Raw genomic sequence first — 17275 nt, 5'->3', positions numbered from 1 at the left:
GGGGAATGAAAAAAGCATCGTACTTGCGAGCAGCATCTGTCTTACTTTTTTCAGTGGCATTACTTTTTGGATGTTCCAGCGGAGGCGGGACTCCGGCAGCGTCGACCAACACGGGCGCGAACACGGAAACGGGCGCACCGCAGAAAGACCAGATGGTGATCGCCGTAAACGAAAACTTCATCACGATGGACCCGCAAAATACCGGGGATGCCCTGTCCTCTGGCGTGCAAACCTCGATGTACGAAGGGCTGCTGATTTACGACAAAGACTTGAAGCTCATGCCGGGGCTGGCGACCGAATATTCGGTCAATGAGGACGCGACCGAGTACACGTTCAAGCTGCGGCAAAACGTCAAGTTCCACGACGGCACGCCGTTCAATGCCGAAGCGGTCAAAATCAACTTCGACCGGATGAGCAACCAGGACAACAATCTGCGGGCGTACCGCAACTACAAATACATCAAGAGCACAGAGGTTGTCGACGAGTACACCGTCAAAGTGACGCTGACCCAGCCGTTTTCCGCGATGATTAACAAGTTCACGACAGGCATCATCAGCCCGGCGGCATTGGAAAAGTACGGCAAGGAAATTTCCAAAAACCCTGTCGGCACTGGCCCTTACAAATTCGTGGAATGGGTACAAGGCGACCATCTGACCGTCGAACTGAACCCCGATCACTGGAACAAAGGCGCGGCCAAGGTCGGGAAAATCGTTTACAAGCCCGTGCCGGAAAACGGCTCGCGCGTAGCGATGCTCAAAACTGGCGAGGCCGATGTCATCTATCCGCTGCCAGAGCAACAGGCCGAGACACTTGGCGGAGCAGAAGGCGTCAAGGTGGAGCGCACGCCGTCCACGATCACCCGCTACGTCTCGATCAACATGCTGAAAAAGCCGTTTGACGATCTGCGCGTGCGCCAGGCGATCAACTACGCGGTCGACAAGGATGCGTTTATCAAAGTGGTGAAGGCAGGCTACGGCACGCAACTGGAATCGGTCATGTCCCCGACGATCGCGCACTACGCCAAGCAGGGCGTCTATGAGTACAACATTGAAAAGGCGAAGCAACTGCTCAAGGAAGCGGGCTACGAAAACGGCTTTACAACAGAAATCTGGGGCAACACGAACTCCGACACGATGAAAGGCATGCAGTTCATCCAGCAACAACTGCAAAAAATCGGCGTGACTGTAGAAGTGAAGTCGATGGAGGAAGCGACGCTGTCGGACGAAATCTACGGCATCAAATCGCCAGAGGAAGCGAAGATGAACATGTGGTACGTTAGCTGGTCTTCGGCGGACCCGGACAATGCGATGCGCTCGTTGATCAGCAGCGAGAACTTCCCGCCAGCGGGCGCCAACACCGCTTTTTACAAAAACGACATCGTGGACCAAAGCATCAAGGAAGCGACGCAGTCTTCCGATGAAGCCAAGCAAAAAGCGCTGTACGGAACGGTTCAGGAACACGTCTTCAAGGATGCGCCGTGGATTTTCCTGGCGGTCGACGAGATTTTGTACGGCAAGCGCGCCAACGTAAACGGCGTCTACATCACGCCGAGCGGCGGCATCTATGTGAGGGAAGCGGCATTCCAATAACGGTTTTTCTGGCAGCGTTGGGTCGCTGCTCGCAGCCCAACGCTGCTTTCCTATTACGTTTTGGTCGCAACAATCAAGAAAAGTCTTTGGGAGAAGGAAAGCATGGCGTTGCCATCCGCTGTGCTTTCCCATCCGTTAGGGGGAACCGCTAAATGTTCCGTTATATCGTCAAAAGGCTCATCGAGATCATCCCGATCATTTTCGTCGTGTCCCTGCTCATTTTCTTCTTTATCCACCTCGTCCCGGGGGACCCTGTCCGCTTGGCGGCGGGAAAAGACGCCACGCTCGAAGAGATTACCCGCGTGCGCCAGGAGCTTGGACTGGACAAACCGCTGCTGTCGCAGTACGTCACCTATATGCAAAACCTGCTCACGGGCAATCTCGGCCATTCCTTGAAAACAGGGCTTCCGATCAGCGACATGTTTGCCAACCGCTTTACGATTACGATGAATTTGACATTTATGAGCCTGGGCTGGGCGCTCGTCCTGGGGCTGCTCATCGGCACGGTCTCCGCTGTCTTCCGCAACAAATGGCCGGACTACGTGGGGATGCTGACGGCGATTTCCGGCATTTCCTTGCCGGGCTTTTGGCTGGGGCTCATTCTCATACAAATTTTTTCCGTCACGCTGGGCTGGTTCCCGACGGGCGGAGTCGACGGCTGGAAAAGCTACGTGCTGCCTTCGCTGACGCTGGGCGCGGGGATCATGTCGATGCTGGCCCGCTTTACCCGCTCCTCGCTTCTGGAGACGCTGAAGGAGGACTTTATCCGCACAGGCCGGGCCAAAGGCTTGAAGGAGTCCGTCGTCGTTCGCAAGCACGCGCTGAAAAACTCGATGATTCCCGTCGTGACGATCGCCGGGTTGCAATTCGGATTCCTGTTGGGCGGCTCGGTGGTCGTGGAGACGGTGTTCAGCATTCCGGGCATGGGGCGGCTTTTGGTCGACTCGATTGCCTTCCGCGACTATCCGGTCGTGCAAGCGGTCATCCTGCTGTTTTCACTGGAGTTCATTCTCGTGAACTTGCTGGTGGACATTTTGTACAAGGCGCTCAATCCGAAAATCCGTTATGAAAGCTAGGCGAAGGGGGGCGAGGTAAATGGAGGTAGTAAAGGAAATCGGCCAGACAACGGCCGTTGCCGTGGAACAGAAAAGCTCCAGGGCGCGGGAGTTCTGGAAAAAGTGGAAGAAGCAAAAGACGGCGTTCTGGGCCGGATTTTTCATCCTGTTTTTGCTGCTCGTGGCGATTTTCGGCCCGGCGATTGCCCCGTATGATCCGTACGAGCCAAACTACGACGCCACGCTGCAGACGCCGTCGATGGCGCACTGGGCGGGAACGGATGAGTATGGACGGGATATTTTGAGCCGGATAATCGTCGGGGCGCGTCTCTCGCTCGGCGTCAGCTTTACCTCGGTATTTGTGGGGGCTGTGCTCGGAACGATTTTGGGGCTGTGCAGCGGCTACTACGGCGGCTGGATTGATCGGCTTATCATGCGCGGCAGCGACGTGATGTTCGCTTTTCCCGACCTGCTGCTCGCGATCGCCATTGTGGCGATTCTCGGCCCCGGCTTGACGAACGTGGTGGTGGCCGTGGCGGTGTTCAGCATTCCGTCGTTTGCCCGCCTGATTCGCGGCAATACGCTGGCGGCCAAGGAAGCGGTCTTCGTGGAAGCGGCGCGCTCGATGGGGGCAAAAAGCAGCCGGATCATCTTTCGCCACATTTTTCCGGAAACCGTCTCCAGCATGATCGTCTTCTTTTCGCTCAGGATCGGCACTTCTATCTTGGCGGCTTCGAGTCTCAGCTTTCTCGGTCTGGGCGCAAAGCCGGAGAGTCCCGACTGGGGAGCCATGCTCAGCATGGGGCGCGATTATCTCGCCACTTCCCCGCACGTCGTGATGATTCCCGGCCTGGCGATTTTCCTGTCGGTGCTGGCGTTCAATCTGGTAGGGGATGGCCTGCGCGACATTCTGGACCCGAAAACGAAGAACTAAACGAGGGAGTTGGGGCAGATGAGTGAAAACATCATCGAGGTTAAGCATCTGCAAACACAGTTTACGAGAGATGAACGCAAGACGGTCGTCCTCGACAACGTCAGCTTTCATATAAAAAAGGGCGAAGTGCTGGGCCTGGTCGGGGAATCGGGCTGCGGCAAGAGCGTCACCTCGCTTTCGATCATGCGGCTGTTCAAGGATACGACGGGCGAGATCACGCAGGGAGAAATTCGCTACAACGGAACGAATCTGCTGTCCATCTCGGAGAACGACATGCGCCGGATTCGCGGCAAAGAAATTTCGATGATTTTTCAGGAGCCGATGACCTCGCTCAATCCGGTGATGAAAATTGGCGAGCAGTTGATGGAGGCGATTCGCCTGCACCTTGGCTATTCGGACAAGCAAGCGCGCGAGCACGCGGTCAACATGCTGACAAAGGTAGGGATTCCCCGGCCGAAAGAAATTTTGGGCGAGTACCCGCACCAGCTTTCAGGCGGGATGCGGCAAAGAATCATGATCGCCATGGCGATGTCCTGCCATCCCAGCCTGCTGATTGCCGACGAGCCGACGACGGCGCTCGACGTGACGATCCAGGCGCAAATTCTCGACGTCATGAAACAGTTGCAGGCGGACGAGCAGATGTCCATGCTGCTCATTACGCACGATCTGGGCGTCGTCGCGGAGATGTGCAACCGCGTCGTCGTCATGTACGCCGGGCGGGTCGTGGAAGAGGCGTCCGTCTACGACCTGTTTGACGATCCGCAGCACCCGTACACAAAAGGGCTGATTGGCTCCGTCCCGAAAATCGGCCAGAAGCGCGACAGGCTGGATTCTGTCCCCGGCAATGTGCCGACGCCGAACAACATGCCAAAAGGCTGCAAATTCGCTCCGCGCTGCAAGGACGCGATGCCGCTCTGCTGGGAGCAGGAGCCGGCGATTGCGAGCGTGGGCGAGAACCGTTTTTGCCGCTGCTGGCTGTACGATGCGGAAGGGAGGGGGGCCAATGCGTAAACCACTGGTGCAGGTAGACGGGATCAAAAAGACGTTTCCGATCGACAGCGGCCTTTTTTCCAGCAAAAAAAGCGTGAAGGCCGTCAACCGCGTCTCCTTTGTCATCCACGAAGGCGAGACGTTCAGCCTCGTCGGGGAGAGCGGCTGCGGCAAATCGACGACCGGACGGCTGGTCACGCGGCTTTTGACCCCGGATGAGGGCAAAATCTGGATCGCGGGCGAAGAAATTTCGAGAATGAACGAGACGAAGCTGCGCGAGGTGCGCAAGCAGGTGCAGATGGTGTTCCAGGACCCGTACGCTTCGCTCAATCCGCGGATGAAAATTCGCGATGTAGTCGCAGAGCCGCTGGTGATCCATACGAAGCTGTCCCCCAAGGAGCGGGAGCGAACCGTCGCCGAGACGCTGGAGGTCGTCGGCCTGAACAGCTACCACGCGGAAAAGTTCGCCCACGAGTTCAGCGGAGGGCAGCGGCAGCGCATCGGGATCGCCCGCGCCCTGATTTTAAAGCCGAAGCTGATCGTCGCCGACGAGCCGGTCTCGGCGCTCGACGTGTCCATCCAGTCGCAAATCCTCAATCTGCTGAAAGATTTGCAGGAGGAGTTTCATTTGACGTATTTGTTCATTTCGCACGACTTGAGCGTGGTCGAGCACATCAGCGACAAAATCGGCGTGATGTATTTGGGCAGCCTCGTGGAGTCCGGGGCGAAGGAGACGATTTTTGCCAACCCGCAGCATCCGTACACAAAAGCGCTGCTGTCCTCCGTCCCGATTCCCGATCCGCGCGCGAAGCGGGAGCGCATCATTTTGCAGGGGGATGTCCCGAGCCCGGTAAACCCGCCGGCAGGCTGCCTGTTTCATACGCGCTGTCCGTATGCGATGGACATATGCAAGACGACACCGCCAGATTTGCGAAAGGCGGCAGACGACGATCATCTGGTCGCGTGCCATCTGTGAACGGCATGCGCGGCAGGAGAGGTATCCATGAATAAAAGGGATGGTGTCAAACGCAGGACGGGCGATTTGAAGCTGATCCAGGAACTGAACCGATCCATCATATTGGACACGATCCGTCAATACGGCCCCATTTCCCGAAGTGAAATCGCCAAGCGGAACAAGCTGAGTCCGACAACCGTCACTTCGGCAGTCGGCGAGCTGATCCGCGACGCGCTCGTGTGCGAGGTGGGAGTCGGCGAGTCGAACGGGGGAAGAAAGCCGATTCTCGTGCAGTTTTCGCCGGACAGCCGTTTTTTGATCGGCATTTCGCTTTCCGGCTCCAAACTGACCATCGCCCAGATGAATCTGGAGGCGCGCGTCAGAAAAAAGGAAACGCATCCGTTGAAGCTACAGCAAGGCGAGAGTGTCCTCCGCTTTTTGCTGGACACGATCGAACGATTTTTGGCGCAGGTCGGAAGCCTCGACAACTGCGTAGGCATTTCGATTGTGACGCAAGGGATTGTCGATGCCGCGACAGGCGTCATTCGCTACAATCCGAAGCTGCGCCTGCGGGATGCGCCTGTAAAAGAAATGGTCGAGCAGCGGTTTCAACTGAAGACGTGGGTGGATAACGACACGAATGCGTACCTGCTCGCCGAAAAGACGCTGGGACAATTTCGCCACTATCAAAACATGCTGTACGTGACGATTGGGGACGGACTGGGCGCGAGCCTGCTGATGGACGGGGCGATCTACCGCGGCTACAAGGGCGGCGCCGGAGAGTTCGGCCATACAACGATCGACCGGGCGGGCATGCGGTGCGATTGCGGCAATATCGGTTGTCTGGAAAACTACGTGAGCTGGCCCGCCATCTACTCGAAGCTGCTCTCGGCGCTCGCCAAAGGCAAGGCGAGCAGCATCATGGAGCTAGTGGAGGGCGACATCAGCCGGATCAACGCGAAAATTTTTCGCCTGGCCTTGACCGAAAAAGACGCGCTGGCGATCAGCATTTTGGAAGAGACGGCTTCTTACCTGGCCGCCGGGATGGTGAACCTGATTCATCTGTTCAATCCGGAGGTCATCATTTTGGGGGGCGAGATCGCGTTTGAAAACGAGCTGCTGATCGAAAAGGTGCGTGAGTATGTTAGCGAATACGCCCACGGCATTTTGACAGAGGAGCTGGAGCTGCGGCCAAATTCGCTCGGGGAGGACGTCGAGGTCGTCGGCGCCGCCGCTATTTTGTTGCAGAACACGTTCCAGTTTTCGCTGTCGCTTTAGCTTGGCGGATCAGGAGAAAAGGAGGGCTTGCTTCATGGGGAGAGTAGCAGTAGTCGGGGCAAAAGACGCTGTGGATGAGCAGCTCGGCATCTGGGCGCGCGTGCGCGGCGCGAAGCTGGTAGGGCGGGCAGAAAGCTTGCAGGAGTTGCACAATTTGTTGGCAGAAACAAAGGTGGAAGTGGTGGAGTTCGCAGGCGAGGCGGATGGCGCTGCCCTCGCGGCGGCAGCTCAGGCGGGTGCGCACATTTTCATAGGAAGCTGCCCCCGGTTCGGGGAGCACGAGCTGTTGCAGGCAGCGCGCCTGTGCCAGCAAAAAGGACGCGTCCTGCAACTGCCAGACACGCTGCGCTTTTGCCCGGAGTACGAGTTGGCGCGTGAACACGTTCGAAACGGGGCGATCGGCAAGCCCGGCGTTTTGCGACTGCGGCGCGGAGCTGTGGCGTCGGCTGAAAACGCGGACCGCTGCCTTTTTGCAAGTCTCGGCTGGCGCGAATTTGACTGGCTGCGCTGGACGTTCGGCGAAGTGGAGCGCGTGCAGGCAAACCAGGTCGTACATACCGACGCGGCAACAGGGCAGGTGCTTTCATATGCGCTCGTCATCCTGAAAATGCGCGCGGGAGCGATCGCCCAGGTGGAGCTGTCGTGGGCAGAGTCTGCGGAGCAGTCGTTTTTTGAGCTGACAGGGGATGCAGGCATGCTGCTCCACGACAGCCGGGAAAGCTCGCCGATTCGTTGGAGCAGGGGCGGCGCGGGCGGACGTGCAGATGCGTCAGCAGCAGGCGGATGGGACAGCCGGCTTGCAGGGATCGACCCACCGTGGAAGCAAAGAGACAATCTCATCCGCCATCTCGCGGGCGAGGAAGCCGTCCGGCTGAATGCAGAAGATTGGCTGCGCGCCATGGACATCGTGCAGGCGGCGAGGGAGTCGGCGAAGACAGGGCAGACTGTCCAGCTTGCCGAAGGAGGTGTTGCCCGATGAAGGTAGGGATTCTCAGCTTTGCCCATATGCACGCCCAGAGCTACGCCGTCCAATTGCAGCGTCATCCGGAGGCCGAACTGGCAGCGCTCTGGGACGACGACCCGATCCGCGGAGAAGCGATGGCGGCAAAGTACGGCGCGACTTTTTTTCGCGACCTGTCCGCGTTTTTGCAGGCACCGCTTGAGGCTGTCGTCGTCTGCTCGGAAAACGCGCGGCACAAGGAGCACGTCATCGCCTGCGCCCGAGCGGGAAAGCATGTGCTATGCGAAAAGCCGATTGCGACAGACGTCCAGGATGCACTGGAAATGATCCGGGTCTGCGCAAAGGAACAGGTGATGCTGCAAGTCGCGTATCCGGTCCGGTTTGCCCCCGTGATGCAACATGTAAAAGAACTGGTGCAATCAGGCGCGCTCGGCACGATTCTCGCCATCAACAGCACGAACCACGGGCAGATGCCGGGCGGCTGGTTCGTGGAAAAAGAACAGTCTGGCGGCGGTGCGGCGACCGACCATATCGTCCACCTGATGGACCTTGTGCGCTGGATGCTCGGCGACGAGGTGAAGAGCGTCTACGCGGAGCTGGATACGCGTTTTTACGAGCTAGCGGTGGAGGACTGCGGCATGGTCAGCCTGGTCTTGGAGTCTGGCGTAGTGGTCGGAATTGATCCGAGCTGGTCCCGGCCGAAGACGTTCCCGACGTGGGGAGATGTGACCATGCGCATCATCGGCACGAAAGGAACGGTCGAGGTAGACGGTTTCCGCCAGCATGTGCTGCACTACGACGACACAGCAGGCAAGCTCCAGCAACTGCCGTGGGCCGCAGACATGGACGAACGGCTGATTGCCGATTTCGTGCAGAGTGTGCAGGAAAAGCGGGCCCCGTCCATCACGGGAGAGGACGGACTGCGAACGCTTGAAGTGGTGAAGGCCGCTTATGAATCCAACAAGCGGAAGCAAACGGTCGTCCTCGACAGGGTGCCGCTTGCCTAGCTAAGTTTTTTTGCCAAAAAAATGGCGTACGACTACAAACATTCAAATGAGGTGGAAAGAATGAAAATCGGATTGAGCACGTACAGCTTGCTGACAGCAATTCGCGCTGGGGAAATGGATGTACTGGATGTCGTGCAGTGGATCGCGGACAACGGCGGAGAGCACATGGAAATCGTGCCGTACGGCTTTACGCTGGTGGACAACTACGAGCTGGCGGACGCGGTGCGGGACAAGGCAAAAGCTCTCGGCATCGAGCTGTCCAACTACTCGATGCCAGCCAACTTCATTCACGAGACGGAGGAAGCATTTGCCGCAGAGGTGGCCCGCATCAAAACGCACGTCGATTTGCTGCACCGCATGGGCATCCGCCACATGCGCCACGATGTCTCCACCTTTACCGTACCTGTCGAGCAGACGACGATCGCGTACTTTGAACAGCATCTCGATGCGATGGTCGAAGGAAGCCGCCAGATTGCCGATTACGCCGCGCAGTTCGGGATTACGACGACGATTGAGAACCACGGCTGGCTCGTGCAGGCGAGCGACCGCGTCCAGCGCGTGCTGCAAGCGGTCAATCGTCCGAATTTCAAGACGACGCTCGATATCGGCAACTTCATGTGCGTGGACGAGGAATCGCTCGTCGGCGTGAAGAAAAACTTGCCGTACGCTTCGCTCGTTCACTTCAAAGACTTTTACTTCCGCCCGTACTATCAGGACCCGGGAGCGGGCAAATGGTTCAAGACGGTTAACGGCAATTACTTGCGCGGCGCAATCGTCGGCCAGGGCGACATCAACATTCGCGAGGTCGTCAAGCTGGTGAAGCAGTCGGGCTATGACGGCTACATCACCGTCGAGTTCGAAGGCATGGAGGATTGCCGCGAAGGCTCGCGAATTGGCATGGACAATCTGCGCCGCTTCTGGGAAGAAGCATAAAAAAAGAAAAGGCCTCTCCCGCAAAAAATGGGGAGAGGCTTTCGCATGTTACGCCAACACGCTTTCTTCGGTTTTTGGATTTGGACCGTAGTCGTTGTCCGGTGTGCTGTCCAGGCAGAAGAACACGATCAGGACAATGGCGCCGATAAACGGAACCAGCGCGAGCAGCAGCCACCAGCCGCTTCTTCCAGTGTCGTGCAGACGACGGACGCCTACGCCCAGACCCGGCAGCAGGACAGCCAGCGAGTAGAGCGAAGACAAAGATTGCGGCAGACCAATCAAGTATTCGATGAGCATGAGTACGATAGAAATAATGGCACTGAACAAAGCAAACATCCAATACTCTTTGCGTCTGGCGCGTCCGGTGAAGTTGACGTAATTTTTTAAAACTTTCAGGTACCAATCCATGACCTAATTCTCCATTTCTTTCTAAAATTTAGCATGCAATATTATTTTAGCATCATTTTCCAGAGGATAGAAAGGAAATAATCTTATTTTTTGGATTTGGTGCTATTGAAGCAGCGAGAGATAGGAAAATGGTAATGATTCTCAACTGCCAGCCGCTTTCCTGCAAACGTCCGAATGATTTTTATCGAAAGGAATGGGCACCCTGAAAAAAGGAAATGATGGCAAAGACTCGCTCATAACAGGGGAGGACAAAAGAAGTGGAACCGACGAAAGACCAGCATATTACTTTGCACGGCTTCAACAACCTGACGAAATCGCTCAGCTTCAATATGTACGACATCTGCTACACGAAGACAAAAGCGGAGCGGGAAGCGTACATCGAATACATAGATGAACAGTACAACGCTGCACGGCTGACCAGCATCCTGAAAAACGTTTCGGAGATTATCGGGGCGCACGTATTGAACGTGGCGCAGCAGGACTATGTGCCGCAAGGGGCGAGCGTGACGTTTCTCGTTTCCGAAGGTCCGGTCGTGGAAGTGCCGACGGAGTCGTATGAAGAATCCCCCGGCCCGCTGCCGGAAAATGTCGTTCTGCAGTTGGACAAAAGTCACATTACGGTCCATACGTACCCGGAATACCATCCCGATGAGGAAATCAGCACGTTTCGCGCAGACATTGACGTCTCGACCTGTGGCGAAATCTCGCCGCTCAAGGCGCTCAACTATTTGATCCGCTCCTTCGATACGGATCTGATGACCATTGATTACCGGGTGCGCGGCTTTACCCGCGATATCCACGGCTACAAGCTGTTTATCGACCACGACATCAGCTCGATTCAAAATTATATTCCCGAAGAAATTAAAGATTTGTTCCACATGATTGATGTGAACGTGTACCAGGACAACATTTTTCACACGAAATGCAAGCGCAGGCGGTTCGACCTGAACAATTACTTGTTCGGCTACACAAAAGACAAGCTGACGCCTGCAGAGCAAGCGGAAATTACCGAGCGGCTGCAAACAGAGATGGACGAGATTTACTACGGGAAAAATATTATTCGCCACTAAGCAAGGCTGCTTCCCTTGCAGCAAGTCCGCGCCCAAGCGACGAGGCAGCGGTTCGAGGGAGAGCAGCCTTTTTGCATTTGCGGGCGCTCTTTGCGATCTTACCATTTGATGCTGAAAATCATTATCAATCATAATGGGGGCATAAGCGCAAAAGGACGGTGGCAACCAGCTATGCAAAGCAAACAAGGCAGCGAGAAAAGAGGGACAGTGTCATGGCAAGGCTTGTGGATGAAGCTGCGGCACAGTGAACAGATCATGGTCAAGCAGGATGTCCCGCACGCGGGTCAAGGCTGCATAGACAAGCATAGGCTGATCGTTGCGCTGGACGGCAGCGGCTCCATCGAGATCGACGCGAGCTGCTATCCCGTCAAGGAAGGGGAGGCGTGGCTGCTTCTCCCAGGTCAGTCGTGTTCTTTCTATATAGAATCTTCTCGCAAGCTCACCTGCCATGCGCTCGCTTTTGACGTGTACCGGGAAGCGGAGAGCGAAGACGGCGAGGCGATCACGCTGCACCGGACGACGTTGCCGTTTGCCGGACGCGTGACATGCTTGTCGCAGCCGACGCTTCGCATGCGCTGCGGTTCCATCGGGGAAGCGTGGGAGCAGACGGACGCGCGCAGCCGCTTCCGCGCACAGACGCAGCTTCAGGAGCTGATGTACGAGCTGCTGCCTGATTCGCAGTGCGCAGCATCAGAGGATTCCCTGGAAACATTGGAGCAGACCCGGCTTTATTTGGACGGCCACTACCAGGAAAGTTGGACGATTGAAAAGCTGGCGGCCATGGCCGGATTAAGCCCGTCTTACGCGCCATGGATTACGTGACGCAACTGCGCATCAACAAGGCCAAGCAACTGATGGGCCAGGGAAACGAGCGGATACGCGAGATCGCCAGACAGGTCGGCTTCAGCGACGAGTATTACTTCAGCCGCAAATTCAAGCAGCAGCAAGGCGTGGCCCCGACTGTCCACATGAAAAGCAGGCGCCACAGGGTTGCGACGTATCACACGGCGATCACCGGACAGCTTTTGGCGCTGCAAACGATCTCCAGCGCGGCCCCGCTCGATCCGAAATGGTCGGCGTACTATCGGCAAAAATACGCTGGCGATATTCCCGTTCATTTGCGCGATCCGTTTGACGAAACGTTCTCGATTTTCCTGGCGCACAAAAAAGGCCCGTATCTGTTGGGCAGCGAAGGCGCAGGCTCGGTTCTGTATGACGATCTGGGGCTGCCGAAGCCAGCGACATCGCCGGACACGAAAGAAAAAACGATGGTGCTGCTGACGCTGGAAGGCATCACGACGATCAACCCGGATCGCATCGTGCTGCTGCATCCGGAGGGCGGCGAGCAGTCGTATAAAGATTCGGCTGTATGGCAAGGGCTGAAAGCCTACAAAAACGATCACATTTACTACTTGCCTGCAAACCCTTACTACAACCAGGCTTACATGCCGCTTGGCAAGGAGCTTCTGCTCGATACGCTGGAGCAGACGTTGAACAAATGAGTGGCGCGGCTTGGGAAACGGCAGCGATTCCGTGGACGAAGCAGCTCGTGATGCAGGCAGGAGGCAGCGGGCAAACGTACCGCATCTATTTGGCAGTGCCGCCGGGCGAGGCGCCGGAGGGAGGCTTCCCGGTCCTGTATGTGCTCGATGCCAACTCGGTCATCGGCACGGTGGTGGAGGCGGTGCGCTTGCAAGGCAGGAGCAGGGACGGCCAGGGCAGTCCGGCGGTCGTGGTCGGGCTCGGCTACGACGAAGAGGTTCCTTTTGCCACTGCGCGCTTAACCGATTACTCCTTGCCGATGACAGTAGAGGAACTGCCTCCTTTTTCGCGCGGGGGAGAATGGCCGCGCCAAGGCGGAGCAGATGATTTCCTGCGCTTTGTGTTGGAAGAAGTACGGCCGATGGTGGAGAGCATGGCGACGGTCAATCGCGAGCGCCAGGCGATTCTCGGCCATTCGCTCGGAGGGCTGTTCGTTCTGCATGCGCTGTACACGCGGCCGGACGCTTTTTCCACCTATTTGGCCGGAAGCCCGTCCATCGACTGGTACAAGCGGCTGATTTTCGCGGAGGAACAAGCTTTTGTCACGCAGTTGCAGCCAGGTGGCAAGCGCAAACAGGTGTTGATCGGAGTAGGCGAAGAGGAACAGACGCACCCGACGCGGATTAACGAGCATGCGCGCGGCGTGGCCGAGCGGCTGGGGGCTTTTGCCGACTGCGGGCTGGACGTTCAGTTCGAACAGTTCGCGCGGGAAAATCACATCTCGGTGCTGCCCGTGTTCATCAGCCGCGCAGTTCGCTTGTTTTTGAGAAGCGTGTGAATAAAAAAGATGAGCGTCGTCGTTGCAAAAAGGAGTTGTTCTTTTTGCGCGGCGGCTCATCTTTTTTGCGTCCCGTTCCGGCTCCGGCTCAATCCAGCTCGGTCAGGTCGTGCTCAGGGCGCTTTCGGTTTGCAAATATCCCTTCGCGCTTCGACTGTGCTCCAGTGTCAGATGCCCAAGGTAGTGCGCCCGAATTTCCTCCAATGTCTTTTGGGCAGGCTGGACAAATTCGCGGTCCCAGTCTTCAGGAGGCGATTCGAGCGAGATGCCTTTTTCGTCGAGAATTTGGAACAAGTCTTTGTCCGCCTGGGTAGGAATCCACCAGGTGTAGACGGGATTGGTCTGACCTTTGACTAGCGACTCCAGGATGAACTTCAAATATTCTGCGATGGAGAGCGGGCCGTAGTTCACGTCAAATTCCGGTCCGGGGGCAGGGTACTGTTCCGGGTAGCGCAGCGGGCCGTAGTGGATGGAAATGCCCAAAAAGCCGACGGGCGGGATGTTGTTCCCGTACCCGGTGAGCGAAAACGGCAGGTCAGCGGCGAAATGCAGGCGCACGATGACCGAGTTGATGAACTGCCGCTCGAAGAAGCTTTCCTTTTGCCAGATGCCCAAATCGCGGGCGATCGTATCCCAGTAAATGATCGAGGTGTTGTGCGCCAGCCAGAAGGCGGAGGACATCTCCTCAAAGGTTTTGAAAAATTCGTCGTCGTGCTCGTTGAACGGGTCGATCAAGTCGTACCATTTGAAATAGCCGTGCTTTTTGCGCCAGCTTTGGGCGAGCAGCAAAAAGTCGATCAGGCGCTGGATGCGCAGCTCCGGGCTTTGCTGGTTGTTGGCAAACAAGTGTGTCGCTTCCAGCAGGTCGGCGGTGAAGTTGCCGTTGACGAAGTCCCAGTAATTCACGTCTCCGGCCTGGGAGCGCTGCTCGTCTATCCGCTTCGTTTCCGCTTCCCAGTGGGCAAATGTCGCGACGTCAATCCCGAAGTACAGCTCAAACGGCAGCAGATCGCCAAACAGGCTGAAACGGTAAGGGCTGGATTGCTGAAACCAGGTTTTGATGAAAGCGAGCCGGGAAGAGGGCGGCACGACGACGGCTCTTTCCAAATAGCTCGTTTTGGCGATATCGGCCTGGAACTGTTCCAGCGACGTAGCGCCATCGGCAAAAGGAGACGAGGAGGCCAGAAAGTCGACGCCGTCCTCGTCATTGTCGTACTGGACGAGAATGTGCGTGAAGCTCGTTTGGGCCGAGGGAGAGAGGACGAGCTGGCTCCAGCGGTGCGAGCTGCCGTTGTCGATCGCCCCGATGATGACGACGGGGTTGTCCGCTTCTCCGTTGAAGGCGATGGAGCCGCTGTCCTCGACGATGAGCTTGTGCTGGCAGCGGACATTGATCGAGGTGCCGGCTTCAAAGCTGACGCGGACGCCTGCGGGAATGGTCACGTCTTCAGGGCCGATCAGGTAAGGGCCGCCTTTTGCCGTAAACACGCGATCGCTCTCGATCGTGCCGCTCAGCCGAACGTATTTGTCGACGTGCAACTGACAGGCGTGCTGCGGGTCGGGGTCTGGGCCAATCGTCAGCTTGATGTAGTAGAAGCCGTCTTCGTCGGGGAAAAAGGGCAGGATGATGCTGCCGCCGGGAGCAAAGCGGGCTTCGCTCAGCTTCGTTCCGTGCACGTCATACACTTCGATGGCAGAGGACGGATGCGTCAAATTGCTGATATGTATTTCGACTGCCTCTTCGGAGGTGAGATAGAGCTTGTACATTTCGATATGGGGATCGAGGTCTGGTGACGCCTTGCGGATGGGCTTGTCTGTTTCCAGCATGGATACGGATGCAAAAGTATTCATGGAACGCCGACTCCTATTCGAAAAATTCAATCATATGCAGGCGAAGCTTCATTCTATTAGTGATACGCGCAACGCTGGAAAAAGTTTTGGCGCGACCGAGTCTTTTGGACTACAAAACAGGACAAAAAAAGGACGGGAGAGCCAGTTCTGACTGACGTTCCTGTCCTGTTTGCTTGTGGCTGCCAGATGCCAAATGGCTTACTTTCCGCCCGCCTTTGTGAGCATTTCGATCATTTCCTTGTAGCCGCGCTGTTTGGCGTGCTGGAGGGGAGTGACTCCATCGTGATCGGCCAAATTGACATCGGCTCCGTGCTCGATCAGCAGCCGGACGATTTCCTGGTGCTTTTTGCCCCCGTCTCCCAAAATGACTGCTTCCAGCAAGGCGGTCCAGCCGAGGTTGTTGACGTGGTCGATGTTGACGTCCGAAGTAGTGAGCAGCTCCCGGACGATCTCCACATGCCCGCGGTCAGCGGCGGGGATGAGGGCAGTGCCGCCAAAACGGTTGGTGATGGTCGTATCGGCACCTGCCGCTATAGCGGCCCGCACAAAGTCCAGCTTGCCTTCTGCGCCTGCGTACAGCAGCGGATTGTCGGAGCGGTCGTCTCGGATGTTGATGTTCGCGCCATGTTCCACGAGCAGGTTGAACATCGCAAGCTGGTTCGTGTGCACCGCGATCATTGCAGACGTCCGTCCGCGTTCATCCGTCGCGTTGATGTCGGCTCCGTCCGCGAGCAGCTTTTGCATCGTTTCTGTGTCTCCCTGCTTGACTGCTGCAAGCAACGCCTGATTTCGCTTGTCCATTTCGTCGTTTTCCGCCTGTGTCGCTTGCTGCTCGCTGCTCGCAAGCAGCGTATCCACGTTCGCCGCACACCCTGCCAGCAGGAGGGCGACGGTCAAAAGACTTGCTTGCAGCATGGCGAACCGGCCCCTTTCTGCTCGTTTGGTTGTTCGCATGAAAAGTGGTTTATTCGACTGTCAGCTCGGCCCGGGATTCGCCAGCCCAGCCGTCGACCCGTCGCGCAGGGCGAGCTGCAAGCCTTCGTTTCCGTTGTGGCACAGATCGACCTGAAAGCCGTTCAGTTCAAAATAATCGCGTTCGAGCTGCGCGATCGTCGTCTCGTCTTCAATGATGAGGATGCGCGTCGTCATGTGGCTTGGCCCCTCCCAGGTAGTTCGATCGTCTCAAAGTAAAAAACAGGCTCGTGCCGACGCCCTCTTTGCTTTTCACCCAGATGTCGCCGCCGTGTCCCTCGATGATTTGGCGGGCGATGGAAAGTCCCAGACCGCTGCCGCCCGTCGAGGAATTGCGCGATTGCTCCGCCCGGTAAAAGCGCTCGAACAGATGGGGGATTGCTTCTTCGGGAATGCCGATCCCGTTGTCCCTGATCTCGATGGTCGCCCACTGCGGGTCACCTCGCCAAACGGGCTGCGCTCGCGAATGACAAACACGCTGCCTTTTGCCCCGTCCGAGTAGAGGAAGTCAAATTTGGCGTAGGCGTAAAAGCGCTCCCCGATGTTGAACGTGTTGCGAATCTGGCTGTTGTTCAGGTCGTAGGGCGGAAGGCTTTTTTCCAGCTCCGGCTGGTTGAAGGTGAGCGATTCGAAAACCTGGTTGCTCTCCCTGCGGACGTACAGGCCGGCGCGGACGGTTCGCAGCTTGAAATCGTAGTCTTGCAGCAACGACTTGTCGAGCAGCTCGTCCGGCTCGTTTTTGGCGAGGTATTTCAGTTCGAGAAAAATCGACTCTTCCTGCTCGTGAGCGGGTTGAGCTAGTAGTACACTTTATAAAAATCGCGAAAGCTGTGGATGTCGCCTGTGGCTGCAATCGTAAACAGGCTGGCGGCGAGAACAAACATGAGCAGACTGATGACGAGCATCCCCGTGTAGGAGAGCAGCAGCTTGATGCGGATAGACATAAAACTCA

The 17275-nt window shown here is 56.9% G+C and carries 16 protein-coding genes and 2 pseudogenes; 13 read left to right on the top strand and 5 right to left on the bottom strand.

What is annotated here, in order from left to right:
• The first annotated feature begins 5 nt into the window (after positions 1 to 5).
• From AC3WQH_RS14475 to AC3WQH_RS14435, 9 genes are all read left to right on the top strand, one after another.
• On the top strand, positions 6 to 1589 hold the full coding sequence (locus tag AC3WQH_RS14475; RefSeq protein WP_492332110.1) for a glutathione ABC transporter substrate-binding protein: 1584 nt from the start codon (positions 6 to 8) through the stop codon (positions 1587 to 1589).
• Positions 1590 to 1741: 152 nt separating this feature from the next.
• Positions 1742 to 2665: a nickel ABC transporter permease gene (gene nikB / locus AC3WQH_RS14470; RefSeq protein ID WP_005830817.1), complete on the top strand. Its 924-nt coding sequence runs from the start codon at positions 1742 to 1744 to the stop codon at positions 2663 to 2665.
• A gap of 19 nt (positions 2666 to 2684) precedes the next feature.
• Positions 2685 to 3578: an ABC transporter permease subunit gene (locus AC3WQH_RS14465; protein WP_025845145.1), complete on the top strand. Its 894-nt coding sequence runs from the start codon at positions 2685 to 2687 to the stop codon at positions 3576 to 3578.
• A gap of 18 nt (positions 3579 to 3596) precedes the next feature.
• On the top strand, positions 3597 to 4589 hold the full coding sequence (locus tag AC3WQH_RS14460; protein WP_005830814.1) for an ABC transporter ATP-binding protein: 993 nt from the start codon (positions 3597 to 3599) through the stop codon (positions 4587 to 4589).
• The gene (locus AC3WQH_RS14455; RefSeq protein ID WP_197187156.1) at positions 4582 to 5544 is read left to right on the top strand and encodes an ABC transporter ATP-binding protein; all 963 of its coding nucleotides are present in this window, start codon (positions 4582 to 4584) and stop codon (positions 5542 to 5544) included. The genes AC3WQH_RS14460 and AC3WQH_RS14455 overlap by 8 nt, the downstream gene beginning before the upstream one ends.
• A gap of 27 nt (positions 5545 to 5571) precedes the next feature.
• Positions 5572 to 6801, top strand: a complete 1230-nt coding sequence (locus AC3WQH_RS14450) for an ROK family transcriptional regulator (RefSeq protein ID WP_005830808.1) — start codon at positions 5572 to 5574, stop codon at positions 6799 to 6801.
• Between the two features lie 34 nt (positions 6802 to 6835).
• Positions 6836 to 7780, top strand: coding sequence for a Gfo/Idh/MocA family protein (locus tag AC3WQH_RS14445; RefSeq protein WP_492332109.1), 945 nt, complete (start codon positions 6836 to 6838; stop codon positions 7778 to 7780).
• Positions 7777 to 8769, top strand: coding sequence for a Gfo/Idh/MocA family protein (locus tag AC3WQH_RS14440; RefSeq protein ID WP_025845139.1), 993 nt, complete (start codon positions 7777 to 7779; stop codon positions 8767 to 8769). The genes AC3WQH_RS14445 and AC3WQH_RS14440 overlap by 4 nt, the downstream gene beginning before the upstream one ends.
• 60 nt (positions 8770 to 8829) lie before the next feature.
• Positions 8830 to 9702 carry a sugar phosphate isomerase/epimerase family protein gene (locus AC3WQH_RS14435; protein ID WP_005830802.1) on the top strand — a complete coding sequence of 291 codons (873 nt, stop codon included), beginning with the start codon at positions 8830 to 8832 and terminating at the stop codon, positions 9700 to 9702.
• A 48-nt stretch (positions 9703 to 9750) separates the two neighbouring features.
• Here the strand turns inward: AC3WQH_RS14435 and AC3WQH_RS14430 are convergent, their stop codons facing one another.
• Positions 9751 to 10110 (bottom strand): DUF805 domain-containing protein, encoded by a 360-nt coding sequence (locus tag AC3WQH_RS14430; protein WP_005830801.1) that lies wholly within the window; start codon positions 10108 to 10110, stop codon positions 9751 to 9753.
• Between the two features lie 257 nt (positions 10111 to 10367).
• Between AC3WQH_RS14430 and speD the strand changes: the two genes are divergently transcribed.
• The 4 genes from speD to AC3WQH_RS14410 all read left to right on the top strand — a co-directional run bounded on the left by speD (position 10368) and on the right by AC3WQH_RS14410 (position 13500).
• Positions 10368 to 11180 carry an adenosylmethionine decarboxylase gene (speD, locus tag AC3WQH_RS14425; RefSeq protein ID WP_005830799.1) on the top strand — a complete coding sequence of 271 codons (813 nt, stop codon included), beginning with the start codon at positions 10368 to 10370 and terminating at the stop codon, positions 11178 to 11180.
• A 171-nt stretch (positions 11181 to 11351) separates the two neighbouring features.
• Positions 11352 to 12002 carry an AraC family transcriptional regulator gene (locus AC3WQH_RS14420; RefSeq protein ID WP_007780049.1) on the top strand — a complete coding sequence of 217 codons (651 nt, stop codon included), beginning with the start codon at positions 11352 to 11354 and terminating at the stop codon, positions 12000 to 12002.
• Entirely contained in the window at positions 11990 to 12682 is a 693-nt protein-coding gene (locus tag AC3WQH_RS14415) for an AraC family transcriptional regulator (RefSeq protein WP_122952949.1), read from the top strand. Before AC3WQH_RS14420 ends, AC3WQH_RS14415 begins: the two co-directional genes overlap by 13 nt.
• Positions 12679 to 13500, top strand: coding sequence for an alpha/beta hydrolase (locus AC3WQH_RS14410; protein WP_290426637.1), 822 nt, complete (start codon positions 12679 to 12681; stop codon positions 13498 to 13500). Before AC3WQH_RS14415 ends, AC3WQH_RS14410 begins: the two co-directional genes overlap by 4 nt.
• A gap of 102 nt (positions 13501 to 13602) precedes the next feature.
• Here AC3WQH_RS14410 and AC3WQH_RS14405 read toward each other — a convergent pair whose 3' ends face one another.
• The 4 genes and pseudogenes from AC3WQH_RS14405 to AC3WQH_RS14390 all read right to left on the bottom strand — a co-directional run bounded on the left by AC3WQH_RS14405 (position 13603) and on the right by AC3WQH_RS14390 (position 17267).
• Complete coding sequence (locus AC3WQH_RS14405) at positions 13603 to 15351, bottom strand: hypothetical protein (protein ID WP_007780039.1); 1749 nt, start codon at positions 15349 to 15351, stop codon at positions 13603 to 13605.
• A 198-nt stretch (positions 15352 to 15549) separates the two neighbouring features.
• The gene (locus AC3WQH_RS14400) at positions 15550 to 16266 is read right to left on the bottom strand and encodes an ankyrin repeat domain-containing protein (RefSeq protein ID WP_005830787.1); all 717 of its coding nucleotides are present in this window, start codon (positions 16264 to 16266) and stop codon (positions 15550 to 15552) included.
• 99 nt (positions 16267 to 16365) lie between these two features.
• Positions 16366 to 16500 (bottom strand): annotated as a pseudogene (locus AC3WQH_RS14395) (DNA-binding response regulator); the annotation flags it as partial.
• Positions 16475 to 17267: pseudogene (locus AC3WQH_RS14390) on the bottom strand (sensor histidine kinase). The pseudogenes AC3WQH_RS14395 and AC3WQH_RS14390, both read right to left, overlap by 26 nt.
• Positions 17268 to 17275 lie beyond the last annotated feature (8 nt).

This window comes from Brevibacillus sp. FW301-21C12A, from assembly GCF_058788915.1.
The sequence above is the reverse complement of the archived record's forward strand: the minus strand, read 5'-3'. Positions and strand labels throughout refer to the sequence as shown.